Consider the following 20,860-nt stretch of genomic DNA (forward strand, 5'->3'; position numbering starts at 1 on the left):
TTGGAGTTGTTACTCGAGCCCAGTAATTGGGCCCTGTTGGCTGTCATTGGCTTAATTGCAGGTTTTATCGATGCCGTAGTCGGTGGTGGAGGCCTGCTCTCCATTCCTGCCCTGCTCACCCTCGGGATCCCGCCCCACACCGCCTTAGGTACCAATAAATTTGCCGCCAGTTTTGGCTCCTCCATGGCAGCTTGGACCTATTATCGACAACATCTGCTCAAACCCAGTTTTTGGTATATGGCGTTTATCGCCACCTTTATTGGCGCGGTACTTGGCAGTGTGTTGGTGTACTTATTAAATGCCCAGTGGCTTGAAAAAGCCTTACCACTATTGATTATTGGCATCGCGATATACAGCTTACTGAGCCCCAATGCTATCTCGGATACCGATTGCCAGGCACCAACAAAAGCTCAATCTAAGCTCAAACAAAGTCTGCAAGGGCTCTTGCTGGGTGCTTATGATGGTTTTGCAGGCCCAGGCATTGGCGCCTTTTGGACTGTGAGTTCAGGCACTTTATACAAATTACCGCTGTTGCATAGCTGCGCGCTTGCCAGGGCCATGACCTTTACCAGTAACTTGACGGCGCTGGCGATCTTTGGCTTTCTTGGGCAAGTCCATTGGCAAATCGGCCTGTGGATGGGGTTATCTATGATGCTCGGCTCCTTTATCGGCGCCCGCTGCGCGATAAAATTTGGTATGCCTTTTATTCGGCCTTTGTTTATATTAATTGTCCTGTCAATTGCCGCTAATCTGGCGTGGAGCGCATGGTTTTGAACACTTCGCAGCTAATCAGCACGTTGAAAAATCAGCTAATAACCCTTGAGCAAGAAGTACTGCAACACGACAGTCACCTTGCGCCGAGTCAGCGTAAACTCTTGCAGGATATTGAGCGCTTTAATCAATCGCTGTTTATTCAAAATGGCGCTCAGCTGATGCCCTGCATTGAACAAATACGTAATAGTATCGGCCAGTTAGAGAAACAGATCGCCCTAAAACTCGCGCCGCAAACCATCGCCTTAAGCTGTGAACGTATTCAAGACCGTTTTACCGCGGTTAAACGGGCGCTACTGACGACCTCAATCGATATAAAGTCTAAAAATCAACAACGTGCCAGTAAGCGCGCGCGTTTTGCCCAGCAACAGGCACAGTCGCACCAAGCCAGCGGGTTTGCTTGGATTGCCAGCAATGTGTTACAAAATAGCCACGAAATCTATGCCGAATTAAACAAGCATCTGAATTGGGCGAAGAAATTTGAACAAAGAATTGCAGAAATGGAGTCAAAACTTGAAAACTGTCATAGTGCTGACAAAATCCGTTTGCAAAATGACATCCTTTTGATGCATCGTCGTTTGGGTAAATGCAGGCAAGCCATCAGTTATATTGAAGATCGCATTCAAGCATTCGAACGTCCGCATCAGAGCCATAATCGTTAAGGAGCAACAATGAAATCACTTTTGCCAATCAGCAGCCTGCTAGTGCTACTCGGCTCTGCCTCAGCCTTTGCCGCAGATCTGAATATCCCTATGTCCTTCGAATACCTTGCCCTCGATGGCAAAAAAGTCGAGTCCAGTGTATTCAACCATAAAAGCAGCTTAGAGTTGGCGCCCGGCACTCACAAAATCGCGATCCGTTACCATGAGATGGTTGAAGACGATTTCAGTGACAGCCAGACCTTCGTTAAGTCATCGCCTTTTATCGTGACCTTAGAAGTGGACGGCGATCATCAATATTATTTGCAAGCCGCAGAGGGCAAGGTCGTTAAAAAGCCTAAAACCTTCGCTCAAAACCCACAAGTGGTGTTAACCCGTGCTGATAAAGGTCAGGTGAGTTACCAAGTGACAAACACCGATATTGAAGAAGAGAGCTTTGTCTCCCGTCTCTTTAGCGGTAATCAAGCGGTAGATGTGTCAGGTACTGCCGCAGCAGCAACGGGCGCAGCAGGCACAGCGGCGGTTGTTGCCGCGCCAGCCCCCACTTCGGCGCAGGCAGCCGTTAACGCCACCTCATTAACCGCTCCAGTTGATACATCTAAAGCAGCTGGTGCGAATCCACAGCAAATGCTGCAATACTGGTGGTTACAGGCCGATGAGAAAACACGTAAAGAATTTATGAGCTGGGCGATTTCTCAACTCTAATTAAGATGATCCCATTGGTTTATCACGCCAGCTACTCCAAGCTGGCGTTACCCTCCCACCATCGCTTTCCTACGACCAAATACGCGCGTCTTTACCAGTATCTGCTCGATAATCAACTGGCTGTACCGGCTCAATTCCATACTCCCTCACCGATGACGGCTGAAGATGTTATGCAAGTGCATCAGCAAGATTATGTCGAACAATTTATCCAAGGCAGCTTAGCTAGTGCGGCCTTAAGACGCATCGGCTTTCCATGGAGTGAAGCCTTGGTCGAGCGCACCTTGCACTCGGTATCGGGGACGAGTTTGACCGCACGTTTAGCCTTGCAAACGGGTATCGCCCTTCACTTAACTGGCGGCTATCACCATGCTCATTATGACTTTGGCAGTGGCTACTGTATTTTCAATGACTTAATTATTGCCGCTCGCAAACTGATGGCCGAGCAGCAGTTACATAAAGTGTTGATTTTTGACTGTGATGTGCACCAAGGCGATGGCACCGCCACCCTTAGCCACAGGCATCAAGGTATAATAAGTTGCTCCATCCACTGCAAAGAGAATTTCCCGAGTCGCAAACAGCAATCCCACTATGATATTGAATTGACTAAGGGTTCGGATGATAGCGCTTACCAGGAAACCGTCGAGCAGACTCTCGAACTGCTGATTCGCCTCCATCAGCCGGATCTCATCCTGTATGACGCTGGCGTCGATATCCACCAAGATGACGACTTAGGGCACCTAATGATCAGCAAGCAGGGTTTGTATCAACGTGATTTAACCGTGTTATCTATGGCAAAAGCGGCAAATATTCCTGTTGCGGCGGTAATTGGCGGCGGCTACAGCCGAGACGAACTACAATTAAGCCAAAGACATAGCCAACTTTTTATTGCAGCCAACCATTTGTGGTAGCAAACTCAATAAAAATCATCATGGAGCACAGCGATGCAACTCGAAATCCGTAACTATTACGAAGTTCTCTTAATGGAAATGTTATCCGATGAAGGTCTAATGGATGAATTGCCGGAGGATTATTTAGCCGATCTCTGCTGTGTTACCCTTAATCAACTGCCAGTACGCTATATTCGCCACCTAGTAGATACCTATTTCTTCGAAGATTACAACGAGTTACAAGAAATGAAACGAGAAATCCAAGCCGCATTAGAAAAATCTCGTGCCTTTCTTAAACAGAATCTACAAAAAAGAATGCAGCAGGAAGAAGCCGACAGCTAAGTCGCGCGGTAATGGCATAACTAAGTTGATTAGCCCATAAGCTTGTAATTCAGCTGAATTGGCTAAATAAATGAGCTTACGTTGTTAGAGATAATGAATTCGGATTGAAGATAAAGAATAGTAAAACATGATGAGGAGATTTGGAGGTTCCCCTAGAGCCGACACCCCGGCACACGAGTCGCTTGCTGCGGTTGCTCCCTTCCGGGCCTGGCCGAGTTCACAAGTTATCATTGCGGGGGGACCCTAGGGTCACCATAACTTCGAGTGTATCACTTGGTGGATGATCACTGAACGACGCGGATTATCCCCCATGGCTCCTATGGGATCAAGTGCTAATCCGTCCGTTTGGCAAATATCCGGTTTAATTGGACAATCTATAGGCAAACTAGCCAAGTGAAAATGATAAAAGCCTGCTAATGCAGGCTTTTTCTTATAAGGGCTCCAGCACCAAGAGTCTGGAGGTGCCTTATCCCTAGAGCTTTATCATATGACGATTTTGCTCAATTAACTTAGCGCCAATGCCAGAGACATTGGCTAGCTCATCAATGGCCTTAAATTTACCATTTTGCGTTCGATAGTCTATGATGGCCTGCGCCTTAGCCGCTCCAATGCCCTTAAGCAGCTGTAACTGTTCAGATGAAGCAGTATTAATATTCACCTGAGCCGAATCAGGCATGGCCTGCTTAGCATCGGTAGTTGCCTTTTTAACCTCTGTCTGAGCTTGCGCTTGAACTTTGCTAACATCTTTTGCGGGATCCGCCGCCATCGCAGGTAAAGCGAATAGGGTGGAAAATGCAATGGCACTCACCATCGCGGGTAAACGATGTGTTATTTTCATAATGCTTCCTCTCTCCTTGAAATTCGGCCTTTCGTCCTACTTCCGTGGCCTTCAATCAAACATAGACGAAGCTTTTATGAATTTCCAAACGGCTCAAAACAAATATTGCGAATCGCTAACATAACCCATTCTTTGCAGATAGCGTTGTTGGTGATGTAGCACACAATACGTCGTGCCATAAAACAAAAAGGATGCCAAAGGGCATCCTTTGGCTAAGAACCACAAAACCATTACGCCAGCATCGCCAAAGCTTGGTTTAAATCCTCGATGATATCGTCACAATCCTCTAAGCCGATTGAGATCCGCAGTAAATTATCGCTTATTCCAGCTGCCTGGCGTGCCTCTGGCGTGTAGGGTGAATGGGTCATGGAGGCCGGATGCTGGATAAGAGACTCCGCATCCCCTAGACTCACGGCAATTGAAAACAGCTTAAGGTTACCGACAAAGGCCATGGCTTGTTCAAGAGAGGCGGCTAACTCAAAGGCTATCACGCCACCAGCTCTCGCCATCTGTCCACCGATAAATCGATGCCCTGAATGGGATTTGAGCCCGGGATAATACACCCGAGTCACTGCGGGATGTTGCTCCAAAAACTCGGCGACACGCTGGGCACTGTCACAATGGCGCTGCAAACGCACATCTAAGGTTTTCAGCCCGCGCAAAATCAGCCACGCATCGTGGGGAGACATCACTGCACCGATATCCTTTAGGATTTCATATTTCACTCTGTGCAGCGGCTCTTCACTGCCACACACGATGCCAGCAATTACATCGCCGTGCCCATTCAAATACTTAGTCGCACTGTGTACCACTAAATCGATACCGAATGCTAAGGGTTGCTGCAGTAATGGTGTCATAAAAGTATTATCGACAATGCTGACAAGTTGATGCCGTTTCGCAATATCGACGATACCTTTGAGATCAAACACCTGTAGATGAGGATTAACCGGAGTTTCACAAAAAATCACCCGAGTGTTGGGTTTGATGGCCAGTTCAATCGCGGCTAAATCGGTAAAATCGACTAAGGTGACTTCGATGCCAAAACGGGCAAATTGGCTGGTCATAAGGGCAAAAGTACAACCATAAACCGCATTGGAAGCCACTAAATGATCGCCCATCTGCAAGTTAGCCAGCAGCGCCGCCGACACAGCCCCCATGCCAGAGGCCGTTGCCGCCGCCGCTTCTGCCCCTTCTAAAATCGCCATTTTACGCTCCAGCTCGGCAACGGTCGGGTTACCTAGGCGAGTATAAATATAACCGGGTTCGTTGCCAGCAAATCGCTCGCCACCTTGCTGCGCCGACTCAAAGACAAAGGTCGCCGTTTGATAAAGTGGCGTCACTAAAGTACCAAAGGCTTCACACTCATGTCCGGCATGAATGGCTTGGGTTGCGGCTTTCCACTGCTTGCTTGATTCATCTTGCATTGCTCACTCCTTGTTGTCGCAGTGCCTCATTCGCTTATTGTTTCATTGTTCGTTTTAATGAGGCCATGCTTAGCATCTTGATAAGTCCTATTGATAAGTTAATGAAACATTAGCCCTATCGAATAAGCACTAACATACCTCGCCGGGCGGGCGAAACCAGTGCCCTGGTGAAAATAGCAATAACGACGCTGTAACTAAGTTGTTACATTCAAGGATTTTTGGCAGACAATCAGCAATAAAAAATGCGCTAATGACTGGGTCATTAGCGCATTAGCATTTAGCCTTAAGTGCACTCACAGTGTTGTGTATTCGGCTAGGTTATTTCTCTTTGGGTGTTGAGCCTGTTTTAAGCTCTGCTGCCTCTAATTGGTTCTTAAGCGCATCTCGTCCGTCTTTAGTCAATAACTTACCGGCAAACTGTTTAAGCTCAATCAACAACTCTTGATGAACTTTGGACAATTTGGGGCGCTGCTCCTCCCTAAACTGAATCGGTCGACATAGCGCCATGGCTTGATATCCTAGGCGCGCCGTGAGCAGCCCGCCACCTAAGCCTTGAGCAAGCCGTGCGGATAATTTCCCCGTCATCTCAACCGACAGCAGTTGGGTACCTAAATCGGTCACTAACTCGCTGGTACCGGCATAGATGATGTTAATGATGATGCTGCGAATGAGCTTAATACGGCTCCAATAGCCTAACTCTATCCCGTAACATGCTGCGACATCCCGCAGCATGCGTTGGTTACGCCAAAGAATAATGGCCATATCCAATGCAGCAAGTGGACTCGCTGCAAGCAACACTGCCGACTCGGCCGCGTATCGACGGACAATTTTTTTCGCGAGTTCATCCCGCTCTGTCAGCACTAAGTCTTCAAATAGCAGCACTTTTTCGGCGTCATTCTGTTCATCTTTGAGCGACTGACGCAGCCGCTGTAGCCCCTGACTATCGGGATAATGACGCACTATATTATTGATAAAGCCATCGGCCTCCCCCATTTGCATACTGACGGCAAGCCTTGCGCCGGACTCTTGCGTATCGGCAACCTGCTTGAGGCGTTTTAATTTACGGTATTCGCCCAAGGCTCCTACCATAGCCCAGCTGCCGACTAAACCGAGTACGGCGCCATAAAAGCTAAATAACCAAGGGCTTGCTAACCAAGCATCCCGCAAACCTAGTGCCGTTTGCACTAAAACCAGTAGCAATAACCCAATGACGGAAAAGCGCGCCAACCAAGACCAACGGCGAGATTGATGCAGTGTTGGCCGAATGGATGACACATCCAATGCTTGCGAATGGGCCGCTAAGGTATCATCGACAACCTCATCCACCGCTTTTAAGGGTGTCTGTGGTGCAAAGGCTTGGGCACTCTTAAGCTCATCTGACGCTGACTGGAGCTTGATCTTGTCAGAATCAAATACTTGTTGTTTTTTGAGCGGTTGGCTTTCAAGTGTATTTTCAGACATTGGCTTATCAAGCCCGTTTGTCTCTGACTCACTTGAAGGTGGTAACGAATCTAAACTCATTCCAGTTTATCCCCCACGAGATACTGCAGAAGGTGATCGAGACGGATATGGTCAAAATGCACCGCAGATGGATCCACATTGCTGTTATTTGGCGGAGCAAACCCCATAAAATGAAACCCCTGATCGCGCCAAAAGCTGGGCTCGGGTAAGCGAGTGGGCACTTCGCCGGGGAAAAGCGTCAGGGCTTGGCCGTTCAATCCAATCCCCTGCACGACTTCCACATCCCCTTCTTGAGTGGTCACCATGCCATGACGCGTCGCCTTAATGGCACTAATGGCCATAGTCTCGACTTTACAACCATCGAAACTGGCAAAGTGCTGGCTGTGTTTGAGCATATCGGTGAGCAGGGATAACACATGACTTTGTTGATCCCGCGTCACATGGTCAACCTTACTGGCGGCAAATAATAATCTGTCTATCCGCGGCGCAAACAATCGGCGTAAGTAACTGGACTGGCCGTATTGGAAACTCTCCATAATGGCATTTAACGCCGCGCCCATATCCTCAAACTGGGTTTTGCCACGGTTTAAGGCGCTGAAGCAATCAACCAGTACTAACTGGCGATCAAACCCCGCAAAATGCTGTTTATAGAAAGGTTTTACTACCTTGGCCACGTATTCTTGATAGCGCTTTTCTAAGACATGAAAGGCGCTGTGTTTATCGCTTTGTTTAAGCTCGCTCCACTGATTATCTGTCACAGATAACAGCGGAAAAAACGCCAGCAGCGGCGCGCCTTCCCACTCCCCTGGTAATAACATTCGTCCGGGTTGCGCCTGATAATAGCCCTGCACATGCACTAAATCGTGCAATAACCGTTGATACTCGTCGGCAATGCGTTTGAGCTGCAGCTCATCGGCCGCCTCGGTTAAATTAAGCGCACTTAACGAGGCTTGAAACTCTGCATATAGCGGCGAGCTTTTTAACACAGCGACACGCTGTTGCTGCGCGCTGCACCACTCGATAAAGCTTTGACGCAGCATAGGTAAATCTAATAGCCACTCACCGGGATAATCGACAATATCTAAATACAGCGTGGCGGTATCGGCAAACTTGGCGAGCAGCCCCTTCTGCGGCTGATATTTGATGGCTAAACGCAGCTCCGAAATCGTGCGGGTCGATGCTGGCCAAGTCGGAGGTGTCGAAGTAAGCGCTAACATGGCGCCCTGATAATCGAAGCTGGCAATTTCAAGATCCGGCTGCATCGCCCGCTTCACCCCGAGCAAACGTTGCTCACGGCTCACTTGCCACAGGGGCAAGGCATTCCCATGGCGGGAATGGGAGACCTGAGAAGCCGCGCCACTATTGAGTAGTTGATTGACTAATCCGGTAATAAATGCGGTTTTGCCCGCCCCCGATAACCCTGTTACCGCGAGTCGTAAATGCCTGTCAGCCGTTCTATGGAGCAGGGATTGGCTCTTTTGAGTTAATTTATGGAGCGAAACGTCAAGCATTCCCATAAGGATGTCCCTAAATGTTGAATGAGGTTAACTATACACTGGATTTGACGGGAGATTAAGCAACAAGGGCGGACATGGCCGCCCTTTAGAGGGATTACAAGCTATTGATTTGTCTTTTTAAATCAAAGTTATCAGATGTTACATGGCGTTCAAGGTTTTGCAGTCTCACCTCTAGGCTTCTAAATTGCCTGCTCACATCGCTCAGCGCTTGTTTAGCAGGCTCTCCCGATTGCCAAGGTTTCTTCTTCACCTCAATGTCATCCCTAACAGTGCTATTTTGGGGTTTGATGTCGAGTATCACCCATAACGCAACATAGATGATAAACACGACGCCCGAACCACCTAATAGGAAGATAGAAACCGCAAGTACTCGCACTAACCATGTTTCAATTGCAAAGTATTCGGCTATCCCCGCACACACACCTGCGACTTTACCTGACTGGGGAATACGATACATAGTACGGCCACTAGTTCCTCTCATGTTTGCCCCTCCATTCAGGCGATTCTGAATCCAGAATGGCCTCTAAGGTTTCGATGCGTGCAGCCATCTTATCAGCTTTAGCAATCAAATCATTGAGCTGTGAAAACTCTTCCTCAGTGAGTCCCTGGCTCACTTGTCGCTTACTGCGATAATGAAGAACTAACCATATGGGCGCCACCACTATCATAAAGATGATAATTGGTGCCATTAGTATGTCCATATCCATAACTCACCTCTGAATTGTTATTCTTTTGACTTAGTCGCGGCTTTGCCTTTTACTTTGGCCTTTAATGCTTCCAGCTCGGCATTCACTGAATCTTCAGCTTCCAGTGCGGCAAACTCATCGGCTAATGTCTTTTTATTACCCAGATCGTAGGATTCAACCTGCGCTTCTAACCCTTCGACACGGCGCTCATATTGCTCAAATTTCAGCATGGCGTTGTCGATTTTGCTTGAGTCTAACTGCTTCTTCACTTCTAAACGTGATGAGGCGGTTTGTTTACGCAAAATAATGGTCTTTTGGCGCGCCTTAGCATCCAGTAACTTTTCTTGCAGCAGGCTAACTTCATCCTTTAAGCGCACAATGTGCTCGTCGATCACGGCCAACTCTTGGTTTAAAGTATCAACTAAACCCGCGGCTTTTTGTTTTTCAACTAAAGCGGCCTTGGCTAAATCTTCGCGATCCTTCGACAGTGCCAGCTCTGCTTTGTCTTGCCAATCTTGAACTTGTTCTTCAACACGGCTGATACGACGGATTAATTCTTTCTTTTCAGCTAACACTTTTGCTGACGTTGAACGAACTTCTACCAGTGTATCTTCCATCTCTTGGATAATCAGACGAACCATTTTTTCAGGGTCTTCTGCTTTATCGAGTAATGCGCTGATATTGGAGTTAATGATATCGGCGAAACGAGAGAAAATTCCCATAATGCTATCCTCAAATTGATGTTGGTCTCGCTTAGGGTAATACACTAAGTGTGCCAACTTTTATTTTATGTTTAAATTCATAAAGATAAACATATTTTTAACTTTTTTCTTTATTTTATGGCTCAAGCCACTTATTATCATTTTCACCAAAATTTAGCGCGAAAGACTAAAAAATATCGTGGATAATAAATTTCAGCAAGACAACCTCATCGGCCAATCGAACGCCCTACTCGAAGTGTTAGAGCATGTGTCGCAGATAGCGCCGCTTTCTAAACCTGTGCTCATTATTGGTGAACGGGGTACGGGTAAAGAGCTGATTGCTGAACGCTTACATTATCTGTCTAAACGCTGGGATCAAAGTTTTATTAAGCTAAATTGTTCATCTTTGAGTGAAAATTTGCTCGAAAGTGAATTATTCGGCCATGAGTCAGGTGCCTTTACTGGCGCCAAAGGCAAACACGAAGGCCGTTTTGAGCGCGCCGACGGTGGCACTCTATTCCTCGATGAGTTAGCCAACACCTCGGGATTAATCCAAGAAAAACTGCTACGGGTCATCGAATACGGTGAATTTGAACGGGTCGGCGGCAGTAAAACCATTCAAGCGGATGTGCGCCTTATCTGCGCAGCCAACGAAGATTTACCTTCTCTCGCCGACGCCGGTGAATTTAGGGCCGACTTGCTCGACCGCTTAGCATTCGATGTGATCACCTTGCCGCCGCTGCGTTGTCGCCCAGAAGATATCATGACCTTAGCCGAATACTTTGCCGTTGGCATGGCGCGGCAACTTAAGCTGGAACTCTTCAGTGGCTTCAGTGCCAGCGCGGTCGATCAGCTGATGAGCCATGACTGGCCGGGGAATATCCGTGAACTTAAAAACGTCGTCGAGCGCAGTGTGTATCGCAGCAGCGGCGAAAACCGCCCTATTGAGCAGATAATTCTCGACCCCTTTGCATCCCCCTATCGCCCAACCACGCGAGTGCGTACACGTGAGCGCCAAATCACCGCACCTGAAGCGCCGCTGAGCACGCCCGTGGTAACGTCGGCCAAAACCGATACCGACACGGCCGCCATTGCAGAGTCCATGAGCAACCTGTTTAGTTTTCCCTTGGACTTTAAAGAGCAGACCGAACGTTATGAGATGGAGCTTATCCTGCAAGCCTTGTCGGTCAGTCAGTACAATCAAAAGAAGACGGCTGAAATCCTTGGCTTAAGCTATCACCAGCTGCGCGGCATTCTGAAGAAGTACAATTTGCTCGATAAAGCATAAGCAGATTGCCCACGGGCGAGATGCACTGCTAAAATAGCCGTTCATAGTCGATAAAATAATGATTTATAAATGAGTGTGCTAATAAGACGCCTGTGCCTATCAACTGCAGTTTTCTGCATGAGTGGGTTGTTGGTTGCATGTGGCCCCCAACGACTCCCTTCTGGTTTGGTCTATTGTTCCGAAGGGAATCCCGAGTCTTTTAATCCGCAGTTGGTGACCTCAGGCACCACTATCGATGCGACCTCACACCAAATTTATAGCCGCTTAGTGGACTATGATGCGCTCTCAGGCCAGCTTGTGCCCGCGCTGGCCACCAGTTGGGCCGAGAGTGACGATGGCTTAAGTTACCGTTTCACCCTCAGGGAAAATGTTAAGTTTCAACATTCATCCCGTTTTACCCCGAGTCGCGATTTTAATGCCGACGATGTGCTGTTTTCCTTCAATCGAATTATCGATAAAAATCACCCTTACCATGGCGTATCACGTACCGGTTATCCCTTTTTCCAAAGTATTGGCTTTTCAGAACAAGTTAAAAGTGTCGAAAAAATCAATGACCACGAGGTGATCTTTCGGCTAGCGCGCAAAGATGCATCGTTCTTATCAAATCTTGCCACCGACTTTGCCGTTATCCTCTCGAGCGAATATGCCGATCAGCAACTGGCACAGGGGCACCCTGAAAATATCGATCATTTCGCCATCGGCACTGGGCCTTTTACCTTAGTGCATTACGCTAAAAACGAATATATTCGCTATCGACGCAATCCCGACTTTTGGGGCGAGCCCGCCAAAGTCGATATGCTGGTCTACGATATCACCCCCAAAAGCACAGTGAGACTGGCAAAACTTATCGCCGGTGACTGCAGCGTATCGGCCCTGCCCAAGGCGGGGGAACTGCCCGTTATCAAACAACATGAACAGCTGAGCATTGAGTCTCAACCCGGTCTTAACGTCGCGTTTTGGGCCTTTAACACACAAAAACCTCCTTTAGATGATGTACGCGTGCGCCGAGCCCTCGCCTATGCCGTGGATAAGCAGAATATCTTACGTGCCGTGTATCAAAACACCGCAATAGAAGCCATTGGAGTGCTGCCGCCAGCGTCTTGGGCCTACGATAGCAATAAAAAACTGTTAGATTACAATCCACAAAAAGCACGGGATTTGTTAAAAGAAGCGGGGATCAAACATCTCAGTATCGATATCTGGGCCATGCCCGTCGCCCGTGCTTACAACCCTAACGCGTTGAAGACCGCCGAGTTAATTCAATCTGACTTGGCTAATATCGGCGTTAAGGTCAATATTATCAGTTACGATTGGAGCGTCTTTAGCCAAAGATTGAGTCGAGATGAATATGACTCAGTCCTCATCGGCTGGAACGCCGATAACAGTGACCCCGATAACTTCTTCACACCACTGCTAAGTTGCTCGGCGATGCAATCAAACAACAACCGCTCTCGCTGGTGCAATAAAGAGTTTGATGCCATTCTAGACAGAGCGAGGGAAGTCTCGACTCAGGCCGAGCGCAAGGAGATTTACCAGGAAGCCGAAGCCTTCTTAGCTGAGCAAGTGCCAATGTTGAGTCTGGCCCATGCCAAGCGAGTCGCTCTCAGTCGCAGCAATATTCATGATATGCAGTTGACCCCCTTTGGTGGCATCTCATTTGCCCGAACCAGCCAAGCTGAGCAGGAGACACACTGATGTTCAGATACCTGTTACGGCGCCTCAATCTGTTTCTTGCCACTTCGCTCGTGATGGTCGGCGTACTGTTTTATGCAACAGGATTGTTTCCTGTTGAACGCACCTTCGCCCTAACGGGTATCCATGCACCGTCAGAGAGCCAACTGGTGCAAATTGAGCAGGACTATAAGTTAGATAGCAATAAGGCCATGCAGTTTATTGCTTATTTACAGCAAAGGCTGAGCGGCAATTTGGGCGTCTCCGTCACCTCGCACCAGAGCGTGGCCGAAGAATTAAGCTCTGTGCTACCCGCCTCCTTCGAACTTGCGGTTATGGCGGCCGTGATAGCCATTGGTTTAGGTGTGCCGCTTGGCGTGTTGGCCTCCCAGAGCCAACATAAACTCACCCAAAATACCATTATGGCGATTACCCTGACGGGCTATTCCGTTCCTGTATTCTGGTTAGGTTTGTATTTGTCACTCTGGTTTGGTGTCGACCTAGGCTGGCTGCCAATTTCGGGGCAACTCAATCTGTTATATGAGATAAAACCTGTTACGGGATTTATGTTGGTCGACATTTTGCTGTCTGATTCTGAATATCGGATATCGGCCTTTAAAGATGCCTTATTGCATATCGTCCTGCCCGCCACCACGCTCGCCGTGCTGCCTTTTACCGTGGTCGTACGCAGCACGCGCTCGGCGATGATGAATGTGATGAACCAAACCTTTATCCGCGCCGCCGAAGCCAGAGGCATGCACACCAACACCATTATTTTGCGCCACGCCTTACCCAACGCGCTGATCCCCGTATTGAAGCACTTAGGATTAATGCTCGGAGCATTTGCGAGCTATGCGATTGTTGTTGAAATGATTTTCTCTTGGCCGGGTGTCGGTTCTTGGTTGGTGTCGGGTATTTATCAACGGGATTATACGGTTATCCAAGGCGGGATTTTAGCCGTGGCCTTGTTGATCATCTTTTTAAGTATTTTGATTGAAGTGCTGCATACCGTCTTCAATCCCTTGAGCAGAAAAGATCTTTATGCCTCCAATTAAAATTTATCAGGAAGATCAAATCGCCTCGCCGATGATGCGGGTCTGGCAGAATTTTTCGGCAAACCCCTTTGCCTTAGCGGGTTTGTGGACCATTGCTTTTCTGCTGCTGCTCACCCTATTCGGGCCAATGATTGCCCCCTTCTCACCCGAGGCACAGGATCCACGGGCTTTGCTGTTACCGCCCTCTTGGGACCCTTCGGGCACAGTGGCGCACTTTTTAGGCACAGACGATCTGGGCCGAGACATCTTTAGCCGCTTGCTACATGGGGCGCATTTAACCTTCGGCATGGCGCTAATGATTGTCGGCACCGCGCTGTTTATGGGTTTCATCATAGGCTCGCTCTCAGGCATGATGCGCGGCTTAAAGTCCAGTATTTTGGGGCACTTGCTCGATGCATTGCTGTCGATTCCTTCACTATTAATGGCGATTTTAGTGGTTGCCGTGATGGGGCCAGGGCTTGAAAACGTCTTCTGGGCTGTGGGCATTGCCTTAACGCCGCAGTTTGTACGCTCCATTCATCAATCGGTGCATGAAGAGTTACAGAAAGAATACGTAACTGCCGCCCGTTTAGACGGCGCCAATTCGCTGCAGATTTTTTGGTATGTGATCATGCCAAACGTGTGGGAAGTGGTGATTATTCAAACCACCTTAGCCATTTCTGCCGCGATTTTAGATATTGCCGCCCTTGGCTTTTTAAGCCTTGGCGCCCAAGCTCCCAGTCCTGAATGGGGTGCAATGGTCGCCCAAGGCATGGATAATTTATTGACCGCACCTTGGACTGTGACCATTCCAGGGTTGGCAATTCTTTTTAGTGTGCTCGCCATTAACTTGGTGGGCGATGGCTTGAGATCGGCGCTTGCGCCCATCAGAAACTAACCTATGCCATTACTCGACGTTAGAAACCTGACCATTGAGCTCGACACACCCCACGGCAGAGTGCGCGCCCTTGAGAAAGTGAGTTTGACCCTGAACGCGGGGGAAATTCACGGTCTGGTGGGTGAATCGGGCTCGGGCCGCAGTCTGCTCGCCAGAGCCATTCTTGGGATCCCAGGCCCCAATTGGACCATTACCGCCGACCGCATGATGTGGGACGGTAATAATCTGATGGCCATGACCTCGAAGGAGCGCCGTAATCTGATGGGCTCAGATATGGCAATGATCTTCCAAGACCCGTCTGGCAGCCTTGACCCTTCGCAAACCGTGGGCAGTCAGCTGATGCAGGCCATGCCTAAGAATCCGAAGGCTTACTTTTGGCAAAAACACAAACATGCCAAACTCACGGCACAAAAGTGGCTGCATAAGGTCGGGATTAAAAATCCGCAAAAAGTGATGTCGAGCTATGCTTGGGAGCTTTCGGAAGGCGAATGCCAAAAAGTGATGATCGCCATGGCGATTGCCAACCAACCGCGATTATTGATTGCCGACGAACCGACCAACTCGATGGAGCTGAGCACTCAGGCGCAGATTTTCCGTCTGCTATCACAGCTTAACCAACTGCAAAACGTGTCTATTTTAATCATCAGCCACGAGCTTGAAACGCTGGCTCAGTGGTGCGATCACCTATCCGTGCTCTATTGCGGCCAAGTGATGGAATCTGGCCCAACGGAAGAACTGATCAATCAGCCCTATCATCCTTACACTAAGGCACTCTTGGATAATATGCCGGATTACTCGGGGATAGAGGCGCACAAGGCCATCATGCCGACTCTGCCAGGCTCGGCCCCCGCCCTGCAGCATCTGCCCATTGGTTGTCGCCTAGGGCCAAGATGCCCTGAGGCACAAAAGAAATGTGTTAATCAGCCAAGTTTGAGTCATTTACGCGACCGCTACTTTGCCTGCCATTTCCCTTACCACGGTGAAACGACAAATGACGACCCCACTGCTTAAAGTTAACGATCTCTTTAAGAGGTACGATACCGGCTATAAAGGCTTTACCCGCCAATATAACGATGCCTTAGCCCCGGTTTCCTTTGAATTAAACCGCGGCGAAACCCTAGCGATTGTGGGTGAAGCGGGTTCAGGTAAGAGTACGTTAGCGCGTATTTTGGTGGGCGCAGAGCCCCGCAGCGGCGGTGAAATTTACTTTGAGGGCGAGGCGCTTGATAGTCGCAATATTAAGCAGCGCTGTCGCCTTATTCGGATGATTTTCCAAGATCCCAATACTTCACTCAACCCAAGGCTCACCATTGGCCAATTACTGGATGAACCGCTGCGCTTTAACACTGAGTTATCCGCCAAGGAGCGTAGTGGCCAAGTGATTGATACCTTAAGGAAAGTCGGCTTATTACCCGAGCATGCGGATTTTTATCCCCATATGATTTCCGAAGGTCAAAAACAGCGGGTTGCAGTGGCGCGGGCGCTGATGCTCAATCCGAAGATTATCATTGCCGATGAAGCATTAACCGCCTTGGATCTCTCGGTACGCTCACAGATCCTCAACCTGCTGCTTAAACTGCAGAAGGACTTAGGCTTGTCCTACATCTTCGTGTCCCATAACCTGAATATTATTCGCCATGTCAGCGATAAAATTATGGTGTTACACAAAGGCGTGATGGTTGAGAAAGCCCCAACAGAACAGATATTTAATTCGCCTCAGCACGAATATACCCAAAGGCTGATTCAGGAGCAGAGCCTGTTTGTTCATAAGCGTTAAACTGCTCCAACCACTTAAATATTCAGGCGAATTAGCTAAAAATAGATGCCATTTAGCCGCCGAAGTATTTATCCTATTGGTCATTTTGATAGAAGAAGCTTAAACATGATTATCAAACCCAAAATTCGTGGATTCATTTGTACCACAACTCATCCCGTTGGTTGTGAAGCTAACGTTCAAGAACAAATTGCTTTAACCAAAGCCAAAGGCAAAATCGCCAACGGTCCAAAGAAAGTACTTGTTGTTGGTTCATCAAGTGGCTATGGCCTGTCTTCACGCATTGCCGCCGCCTTCGGTAGCGATGCTGCAACCATTGGTGTGTTCTTCGAAAAGCCTGGTACTGAAGCAAAACCTGGTACCGCGGGCTGGTACAACTCTGCCGCTTTCGACAAGTTTGCCAAAGCTGAAGGTTTGTACTCTAAGAGCATCAACTGCGATGCTTTCAGCCATGAAGCTAAGCAAAAAGTTATCGAGCTTATCAAGCAAGATTTAGGTCAAGTGGACATGGTGGTCTATTCATTAGCATCACCCGTGCGCAAACTGCCTGACTCAGGTGAGCTAGTGCGTTCTGCACTCAAGCCAATCGGTGAAGTGTATACAGCGACCGCCGTTGATACCAACAAAGACTGCATTATCGAAGCCACCGTTGAGCCTGCGACTGAGCAAGAAATTGCCGATACTGTCACTGTGATGGGCGGTCAAGATTGGGAACTGTGGATTAATGCACTCGCCGAGGCTGGCGTATTAAGCGATAACTGCAAAACCGTTGCCTACAGCTATATCGGCACTGAGCTAACTTGGCCAATCTACTGGCACGGCGCATTAGGTCAAGCCAAGATGGACTTAGACCGCGCGGCTAAAGCCTTAAATGATAAACTCGCGGCCAAAGGCGGTAGCGCTAACGTTGCCGTGCTCAAAAGCGTTGTCACTCAAGCCAGCTCTGCTATCCCAGTAATGCCACTGTATATCGCGATGGTATTTAAGAAGATGCGCCAAGAAGGCCTGCACGAAGGCTGTATGGAACAAATCTACCGCATGTTCAGCGAGCGCCTGTTCCGTGCCGATGGTGCAAAACCAGAGACCGACAGCGACAACCGTCTGCGTTTAGACGATTGGGAACTGCGAGAAGATATCCAGCAGCATTGCCGTGATCTGTGGCCACAAGTGACCACTGAAAATCTGTCAGAACTGACCGATTATCAAGAATATAAAGCCGAGTTTATTAAACTGTTCGGCTTTGGTATCGAAGGCATCGACTACGATGCTGATGTGAATCCATACGTTGAGTTCGATGTGATCGAGCTGTAATCGGCGATGACACCTTACCTTTAAACGCCACCCTCGGGTGGCGTTTTTATTTGCTGCAAACCCACGGCAATAGGCTAAACTAGCATGACCATTCAAACACTAACTAAGGACAAAGAATGAAGATCAGTGCACGTAATACCCTGAGTGGCACTATTACCGCGATTGAAATTGGCTCTGTAAACAACGAAATCACTATCGAACTGGCACCTGGCGTAGTGTTAACCTCTGTCGTGACTAAAGCCTCCTGTGAGCGTTTAAACTTGAAGGTGGGTGATTCGGCTTACGCACTCATTAAAGCTAGCAGCGTGATGATTGGCGTGGATGATTAAGCGGCTAGTATAGCGCCCAGATCGTTTGATAACACGGTTTCAAGATAAACAAAAAGACCAAGTAAACACTTGGCCTTTTCTATTTGCTTCGCGAAAGCTTTTATTGCTTCGCAAATATAAGGGATAAGCTCAGTTATCCCTTATCATCATTAACCTTCTACAGGGTAATGAACTTTCGCATTCGCTTTGAGTGACTCAATCAGACCGCGGTAATCCGCTTCGCTGTATTGTGCATTTAAGCGTTGTTTCAGCGCATTGACTAACTCATCGCTAACCGACTCTGCCGCGTTCACTTTATCCAGCGCAATCACAGCATAGCCATTGGCTAAACCAACAGTGTCAACCACAGGTGCAGCACTCGGTGTTGGCATTTGGAAGGCTTTGCCTACAATCGCTGCGTCTACGTCTTGTGCGCCACGGCCTAGTTTAGTCTTAGCCGTTAAACTCACATCAGTCGCGCCCGCTTTAACTTGGGTCATCAGCTCTTGAGCTTTAGCACGAGCTGCTTCGTTCGCTTGATCTTGCTTCAAACGCTCAGCGATGTCAGCCTTCACTTCGGCTAATGGCATAGTGCCCGCATCGTGATGTTCCTTCATACGGATAACCACAACATGGTTTGGCTCAAGCTCGATGACTTCACTGTTTAAGCCTTGGCGTAACACAGTGTCAGAGAATGCCGCTTTAACCACATCAGGCTTGTTCAATGCCGCTGGCACATCATCACGTGAGAACATTGGCGTAGTCTTAATCTCAACGCCCACCACTTTTGCGGTTTCAGCTAAGGTATCAGGCACCTCGTAGCTGGTATCAGCCAGTTTGCTTTGTAAGCTATAGAATTGATCGACCGCTTTCTTCTCTTGTAGCTGAGCCACAATCTTCGCTTTCACATCCGCAAATGGCACGGTAGTACCAGGCTGAACGTCTAACAGTTTGATGATGTGGAAACCAAAATCCGTTTTCACTACCGCTGAATGCTGACCTTTTTGCAGTGCAAACAGTGCAGTATCAAAGCTTGGGTCCATGACACCGGGTTCAAACCAGTCTAATTTACCGCCCTGCTCCGCACTTAAGGTATCTTCAGAATTGGCTTTAGCTAACTCAGCAAAATCAGCACCGTTATCTAACTGTTTAGCTAAATCTTCAGCCTTGGCTTTTGCCGCCGCTTCATCGCTGCCTGGGCCAATCAGAATGTGCGCCGCTAAACGTTTCTCGTTAGACACATATTGCGTCTTATGTTCATCGTAGTAAGCCTGAGCTTCTTCATCGGTCACTTTGCTGTCTTTAGCAAAATCAGCCGCGTTTAACTCGACATACTCTAAGCTCACCTTCTCAGGGCTCATAAACTGGCCTTGATTAGTGTCGTAGTAGTTTTTAACTTGCTCGTCTGTCACAGAGGCATTCGCAAGGAATGGCGCAGAATCGACTACTAAGTAGCGAATGTCGCGAGTTTGACCTTGCAGCTCAGCTAATTGCTTAGCTTCACCAGGTAATACGAATTCAGTGCCCACTAACGCCGCAGTTAACTGACGACGGGTCATATCGACACGCATCATGCTTCTGAAGGTTTGTGGCTGATAGCCTAACTGACGCAAAATCGCTTGATAACGGTCGTTATCAAATTTGCCATCGGTTTGGAAAGCGGGTTCTGATTTAATCGCCGTGATAATTTGCTCGTCAGACACACGCAGCCCCATCGCGGCGGCAGCTTGGTCAATCAATTTATCGGCCACTAAACGTTCGAGTACGCTCTGCTTGATGCTTTCTAGGTATCTTTCGTCGGCAGATAACGCAGCAAACATTTCGCCCAGTTGTTGCTCCATACGAGCGCGTTCGCTCTGATAGGCCTGCTCTAACTCGGCTTTAGTGATTTTGTCACCGTTGACTTCTGCGGCAGGGACGTCCGATTTTGAGCCTAAATAGCTACTCACGCCTGCAAATGCAAAAGATAAAATCACAAGTACGAGAATGCCTTTAGCAATCACGCCTTGCGAACCGTCGCGGATCTTTTCTAACATCAGATTTCTCGCTCGTTGCGATTAACAAAATAAAAAGGCGCATCAACTTGAGATGCGCCTTTCTGTAATTTATGGGGATTATTCAGACGCTACCACTGGTAAGTGCTAAAACCCCGAGTAATGGTAGAAATTGTGCTTCAAAATCCATTACTTTCAATTCGTAAAAAGCACTGTTTAAACAGTGCTTATCATTACGAACGCCTTACAAAGGCTACGATATCAAAAATTAATTGACAGCGTCTTTCAGAGCTTTACCAGCTTTGAATGCTGGAATTTTTGCTGCTGCGATTTTGATTTCTTGACCCGTTTGTGGGTTGCGACCAGTACGCTCAGCACGTTCACGCACTTCAAAAGTACCAAAACCAACAAGAGAAATTTTATCGCCTTCTTTCAGACCTTCGGTCACAGCAGCGATAAAAGAATCCAGTGCACGGCCAGCAGCGGCTTTAGAAATGTCAGCACCAGAAGCGATTTTCTCGATTAGTTCAGATTTGTTCATGTCATCCCCTTGAATGTAATTTTTTTGCGCCGCAACCAAATCCGTCTCTA

At 48.2% G+C, this 20,860-nt stretch carries 22 protein-coding genes and 1 other RNA gene; 13 read left to right on the forward strand and 10 right to left on the reverse strand.

What is annotated here, in order from left to right; translation table 11 throughout:
* Genes K0H59_RS13320 through K0H59_RS13340 form a run of 5 tightly spaced genes read left to right on the forward strand, consistent with a single transcriptional unit; the run spans position 1 to position 3,364 of the window.
* Positions 1-774 (forward strand): TSUP family transporter, encoded by a 774-nt coding sequence (locus tag K0H59_RS13320; protein ID WP_088210758.1) that lies wholly within the window; start codon positions 1-3, stop codon positions 772-774.
* Entirely contained in the window at positions 765-1,433 is a 669-nt protein-coding gene (locus tag K0H59_RS13325; protein ID WP_220053381.1) for a primosomal replication protein, read from the forward strand. The genes K0H59_RS13320 and K0H59_RS13325 overlap by 10 nt, the downstream gene beginning before the upstream one ends.
* Positions 1,434-1,442: 9 nt before the next feature.
* Positions 1,443-2,135: a DUF2057 domain-containing protein gene (locus tag K0H59_RS13330; protein ID WP_220053382.1), complete on the forward strand. Its 693-nt coding sequence runs from the start codon at positions 1,443-1,445 to the stop codon at positions 2,133-2,135.
* A gap of 5 nt (positions 2,136-2,140) precedes the next feature.
* Positions 2,141-3,043, forward strand: a complete 903-nt coding sequence (locus K0H59_RS13335) for a histone deacetylase (RefSeq protein WP_220053383.1) — start codon at positions 2,141-2,143, stop codon at positions 3,041-3,043.
* A gap of 33 nt (positions 3,044-3,076) precedes the next feature.
* The gene (locus K0H59_RS13340; RefSeq protein WP_011717528.1) at positions 3,077-3,364 is read left to right on the forward strand and encodes a late competence development ComFB family protein; all 288 of its coding nucleotides are present in this window, start codon (positions 3,077-3,079) and stop codon (positions 3,362-3,364) included.
* Positions 3,365-3,513: 149 nt separating this feature from the next.
* Here K0H59_RS13340 and ffs read toward each other — a convergent pair.
* The 8 genes from ffs to pspA form a co-directional block, all read right to left on the reverse strand.
* An RNA gene (ffs, locus tag K0H59_RS13345) (signal recognition particle sRNA small type) lies at positions 3,514-3,611 on the reverse strand.
* Positions 3,612-3,836: 225 nt separating this feature from the next.
* On the reverse strand, positions 3,837-4,202 hold the full coding sequence (locus K0H59_RS13350) for a ComEA family DNA-binding protein (RefSeq protein WP_088210749.1): 366 nt from the start codon (positions 4,200-4,202) through the stop codon (positions 3,837-3,839).
* A 230-nt stretch (positions 4,203-4,432) separates the two neighbouring features.
* A complete protein-coding gene (gene megL / locus K0H59_RS13355) occupies positions 4,433-5,626 on the reverse strand; it encodes a methionine gamma-lyase (RefSeq protein ID WP_220053384.1) in 1,194 nt (397 codons plus the stop codon).
* A gap of 318 nt (positions 5,627-5,944) precedes the next feature.
* The gene (locus tag K0H59_RS13360) at positions 5,945-7,147 is read right to left on the reverse strand and encodes a TIGR01620 family protein (RefSeq protein WP_220053385.1); all 1,203 of its coding nucleotides are present in this window, start codon (positions 7,145-7,147) and stop codon (positions 5,945-5,947) included.
* Positions 7,144-8,604 carry a YcjX family protein gene (locus K0H59_RS13365; protein ID WP_220053386.1) on the reverse strand — a complete coding sequence of 487 codons (1,461 nt, stop codon included), beginning with the start codon at positions 8,602-8,604 and terminating at the stop codon, positions 7,144-7,146. The genes K0H59_RS13360 and K0H59_RS13365 overlap by 4 nt, the downstream gene beginning before the upstream one ends.
* Before the next feature lie 94 nt (positions 8,605-8,698).
* Positions 8,699-9,085 carry an envelope stress response membrane protein PspC gene (gene pspC, locus K0H59_RS13370; RefSeq protein ID WP_011717538.1) on the reverse strand — a complete coding sequence of 129 codons (387 nt, stop codon included), beginning with the start codon at positions 9,083-9,085 and terminating at the stop codon, positions 8,699-8,701.
* A complete protein-coding gene (gene pspB / locus K0H59_RS13375) occupies positions 9,072-9,311 on the reverse strand; it encodes an envelope stress response membrane protein PspB (protein WP_011071929.1) in 240 nt (79 codons plus the stop codon). The genes pspC and pspB overlap by 14 nt, the downstream gene beginning before the upstream one ends.
* 17 nt (positions 9,312-9,328) lie before the next feature.
* The gene (gene pspA, locus K0H59_RS13380) at positions 9,329-10,012 is read right to left on the reverse strand and encodes a phage shock protein PspA (protein WP_011717539.1); all 684 of its coding nucleotides are present in this window, start codon (positions 10,010-10,012) and stop codon (positions 9,329-9,331) included.
* A 178-nt stretch (positions 10,013-10,190) separates the two neighbouring features.
* Between pspA and pspF the strand changes: the two genes are divergently transcribed.
* The 8 genes from pspF (at position 10,191) to K0H59_RS13420 (ending at position 18,296) form a co-directional block, all read left to right on the forward strand.
* Complete coding sequence (gene pspF / locus K0H59_RS13385) at positions 10,191-11,279, forward strand: phage shock protein operon transcriptional activator (protein WP_220053387.1); 1,089 nt, start codon at positions 10,191-10,193, stop codon at positions 11,277-11,279.
* Between the two features lie 69 nt (positions 11,280-11,348).
* The gene (gene sapA, locus K0H59_RS13390; RefSeq protein ID WP_220053388.1) at positions 11,349-12,974 is read left to right on the forward strand and encodes an ABC transporter substrate-binding protein SapA; all 1,626 of its coding nucleotides are present in this window, start codon (positions 11,349-11,351) and stop codon (positions 12,972-12,974) included.
* A complete protein-coding gene (locus K0H59_RS13395) occupies positions 12,974-14,005 on the forward strand; it encodes an ABC transporter permease subunit (protein ID WP_011623239.1) in 1,032 nt (343 codons plus the stop codon). The genes sapA and K0H59_RS13395 overlap by 1 nt, the downstream gene beginning before the upstream one ends.
* A complete protein-coding gene (locus K0H59_RS13400) occupies positions 13,992-14,882 on the forward strand; it encodes an ABC transporter permease subunit (RefSeq protein ID WP_011623240.1) in 891 nt (296 codons plus the stop codon). Before K0H59_RS13395 ends, K0H59_RS13400 begins: the two co-directional genes overlap by 14 nt.
* 3 nt (positions 14,883-14,885) lie before the next feature.
* Positions 14,886-15,893, forward strand: a complete 1,008-nt coding sequence (locus tag K0H59_RS13405) for an oligopeptide/dipeptide ABC transporter ATP-binding protein (protein ID WP_023267527.1) — start codon at positions 14,886-14,888, stop codon at positions 15,891-15,893.
* Positions 15,874-16,659 (forward strand): ATP-binding cassette domain-containing protein, encoded by a 786-nt coding sequence (locus tag K0H59_RS13410; RefSeq protein WP_011717543.1) that lies wholly within the window; start codon positions 15,874-15,876, stop codon positions 16,657-16,659. The genes K0H59_RS13405 and K0H59_RS13410 overlap by 20 nt, the downstream gene beginning before the upstream one ends.
* 105 nt (positions 16,660-16,764) lie before the next feature.
* Positions 16,765-17,967 (forward strand): enoyl-ACP reductase FabV, encoded by a 1,203-nt coding sequence (gene fabV, locus K0H59_RS13415; RefSeq protein WP_011717544.1) that lies wholly within the window; start codon positions 16,765-16,767, stop codon positions 17,965-17,967.
* A gap of 116 nt (positions 17,968-18,083) precedes the next feature.
* A complete protein-coding gene (locus K0H59_RS13420) occupies positions 18,084-18,296 on the forward strand; it encodes a molybdopterin-binding protein (RefSeq protein WP_011717545.1) in 213 nt (70 codons plus the stop codon).
* Positions 18,297-18,445: 149 nt separating this feature from the next.
* Here the strand turns inward: K0H59_RS13420 and ppiD are convergent, their stop codons facing one another.
* Together ppiD and hupB are read right to left on the reverse strand one after the other, a co-directional pair.
* Positions 18,446-20,311 carry a peptidylprolyl isomerase gene (ppiD, locus tag K0H59_RS13425; RefSeq protein WP_220053389.1) on the reverse strand — a complete coding sequence of 622 codons (1,866 nt, stop codon included), beginning with the start codon at positions 20,309-20,311 and terminating at the stop codon, positions 18,446-18,448.
* 226 nt (positions 20,312-20,537) lie between these two features.
* The gene (gene hupB / locus K0H59_RS13430) at positions 20,538-20,810 is read right to left on the reverse strand and encodes a nucleoid-associated protein HU-beta (protein ID WP_011717547.1); all 273 of its coding nucleotides are present in this window, start codon (positions 20,808-20,810) and stop codon (positions 20,538-20,540) included.
* Positions 20,811-20,860 lie beyond the last annotated feature (50 nt).

It is taken from the genome of Shewanella sp. FJAT-51649 (genome assembly GCF_019457435.1).
GTDB classification, from domain to species: domain Bacteria; phylum Pseudomonadota; class Gammaproteobacteria; order Enterobacterales; family Shewanellaceae; genus Shewanella; species Shewanella mangrovisoli.

Excerpts from the sequence above, each read along its gene's own strand:
- K0H59_RS13325 (WP_220053381.1), top strand. The coding sequence starts at position 765 with ATGGTTTTGAACACTTCGCAGCTAATCAGCACGTTGAAAAATCAGCTA.
- K0H59_RS13330 (WP_220053382.1), top strand. The coding sequence starts at position 1,443 with ATGAAATCACTTTTGCCAATCAGCAGCCTGCTAGTGCTACTCGGCTCT.
- K0H59_RS13335 (WP_220053383.1), top strand. The coding sequence starts at position 2,141 with ATGATCCCATTGGTTTATCACGCCAGCTACTCCAAGCTGGCGTTACCC.
- K0H59_RS13340 (WP_011717528.1), top strand. The coding sequence starts at position 3,077 with ATGCAACTCGAAATCCGTAACTATTACGAAGTTCTCTTAATGGAAATG.
- K0H59_RS13350 (WP_088210749.1), bottom strand. The coding sequence starts at position 4,202 with ATGAAAATAACACATCGTTTACCCGCGATGGTGAGTGCCATTGCATTT.
- megL (WP_220053384.1), bottom strand. The coding sequence starts at position 5,626 with ATGCAAGATGAATCAAGCAAGCAGTGGAAAGCCGCAACCCAAGCCATT.
- K0H59_RS13360 (WP_220053385.1), bottom strand. The coding sequence starts at position 7,147 with ATGAGTTTAGATTCGTTACCACCTTCAAGTGAGTCAGAGACAAACGGG.
- K0H59_RS13365 (WP_220053386.1), bottom strand. The coding sequence starts at position 8,604 with ATGGGAATGCTTGACGTTTCGCTCCATAAATTAACTCAAAAGAGCCAA.
- pspC (WP_011717538.1), bottom strand. The coding sequence starts at position 9,085 with ATGAGAGGAACTAGTGGCCGTACTATGTATCGTATTCCCCAGTCAGGT.
- pspB (WP_011071929.1), bottom strand. The coding sequence starts at position 9,311 with ATGGATATGGACATACTAATGGCACCAATTATCATCTTTATGATAGTG.
- pspA (WP_011717539.1), bottom strand. The coding sequence starts at position 10,012 with ATGGGAATTTTCTCTCGTTTCGCCGATATCATTAACTCCAATATCAGC.
- sapA (WP_220053388.1), top strand. The coding sequence starts at position 11,349 with ATGAGTGTGCTAATAAGACGCCTGTGCCTATCAACTGCAGTTTTCTGC.
- K0H59_RS13395 (WP_011623239.1), top strand. The coding sequence starts at position 12,974 with ATGTTCAGATACCTGTTACGGCGCCTCAATCTGTTTCTTGCCACTTCG.
- K0H59_RS13400 (WP_011623240.1), top strand. The coding sequence starts at position 13,992 with ATGCCTCCAATTAAAATTTATCAGGAAGATCAAATCGCCTCGCCGATG.
- K0H59_RS13405 (WP_023267527.1), top strand. The coding sequence starts at position 14,886 with ATGCCATTACTCGACGTTAGAAACCTGACCATTGAGCTCGACACACCC.
- K0H59_RS13410 (WP_011717543.1), top strand. The coding sequence starts at position 15,874 with ATGACGACCCCACTGCTTAAAGTTAACGATCTCTTTAAGAGGTACGAT.
- fabV (WP_011717544.1), top strand. The coding sequence starts at position 16,765 with ATGATTATCAAACCCAAAATTCGTGGATTCATTTGTACCACAACTCAT.
- K0H59_RS13420 (WP_011717545.1), top strand. The coding sequence starts at position 18,084 with ATGAAGATCAGTGCACGTAATACCCTGAGTGGCACTATTACCGCGATT.
- ppiD (WP_220053389.1), bottom strand. The coding sequence starts at position 20,311 with ATGTTAGAAAAGATCCGCGACGGTTCGCAAGGCGTGATTGCTAAAGGC.
- hupB (WP_011717547.1), bottom strand. The coding sequence starts at position 20,810 with ATGAACAAATCTGAACTAATCGAGAAAATCGCTTCTGGTGCTGACATT.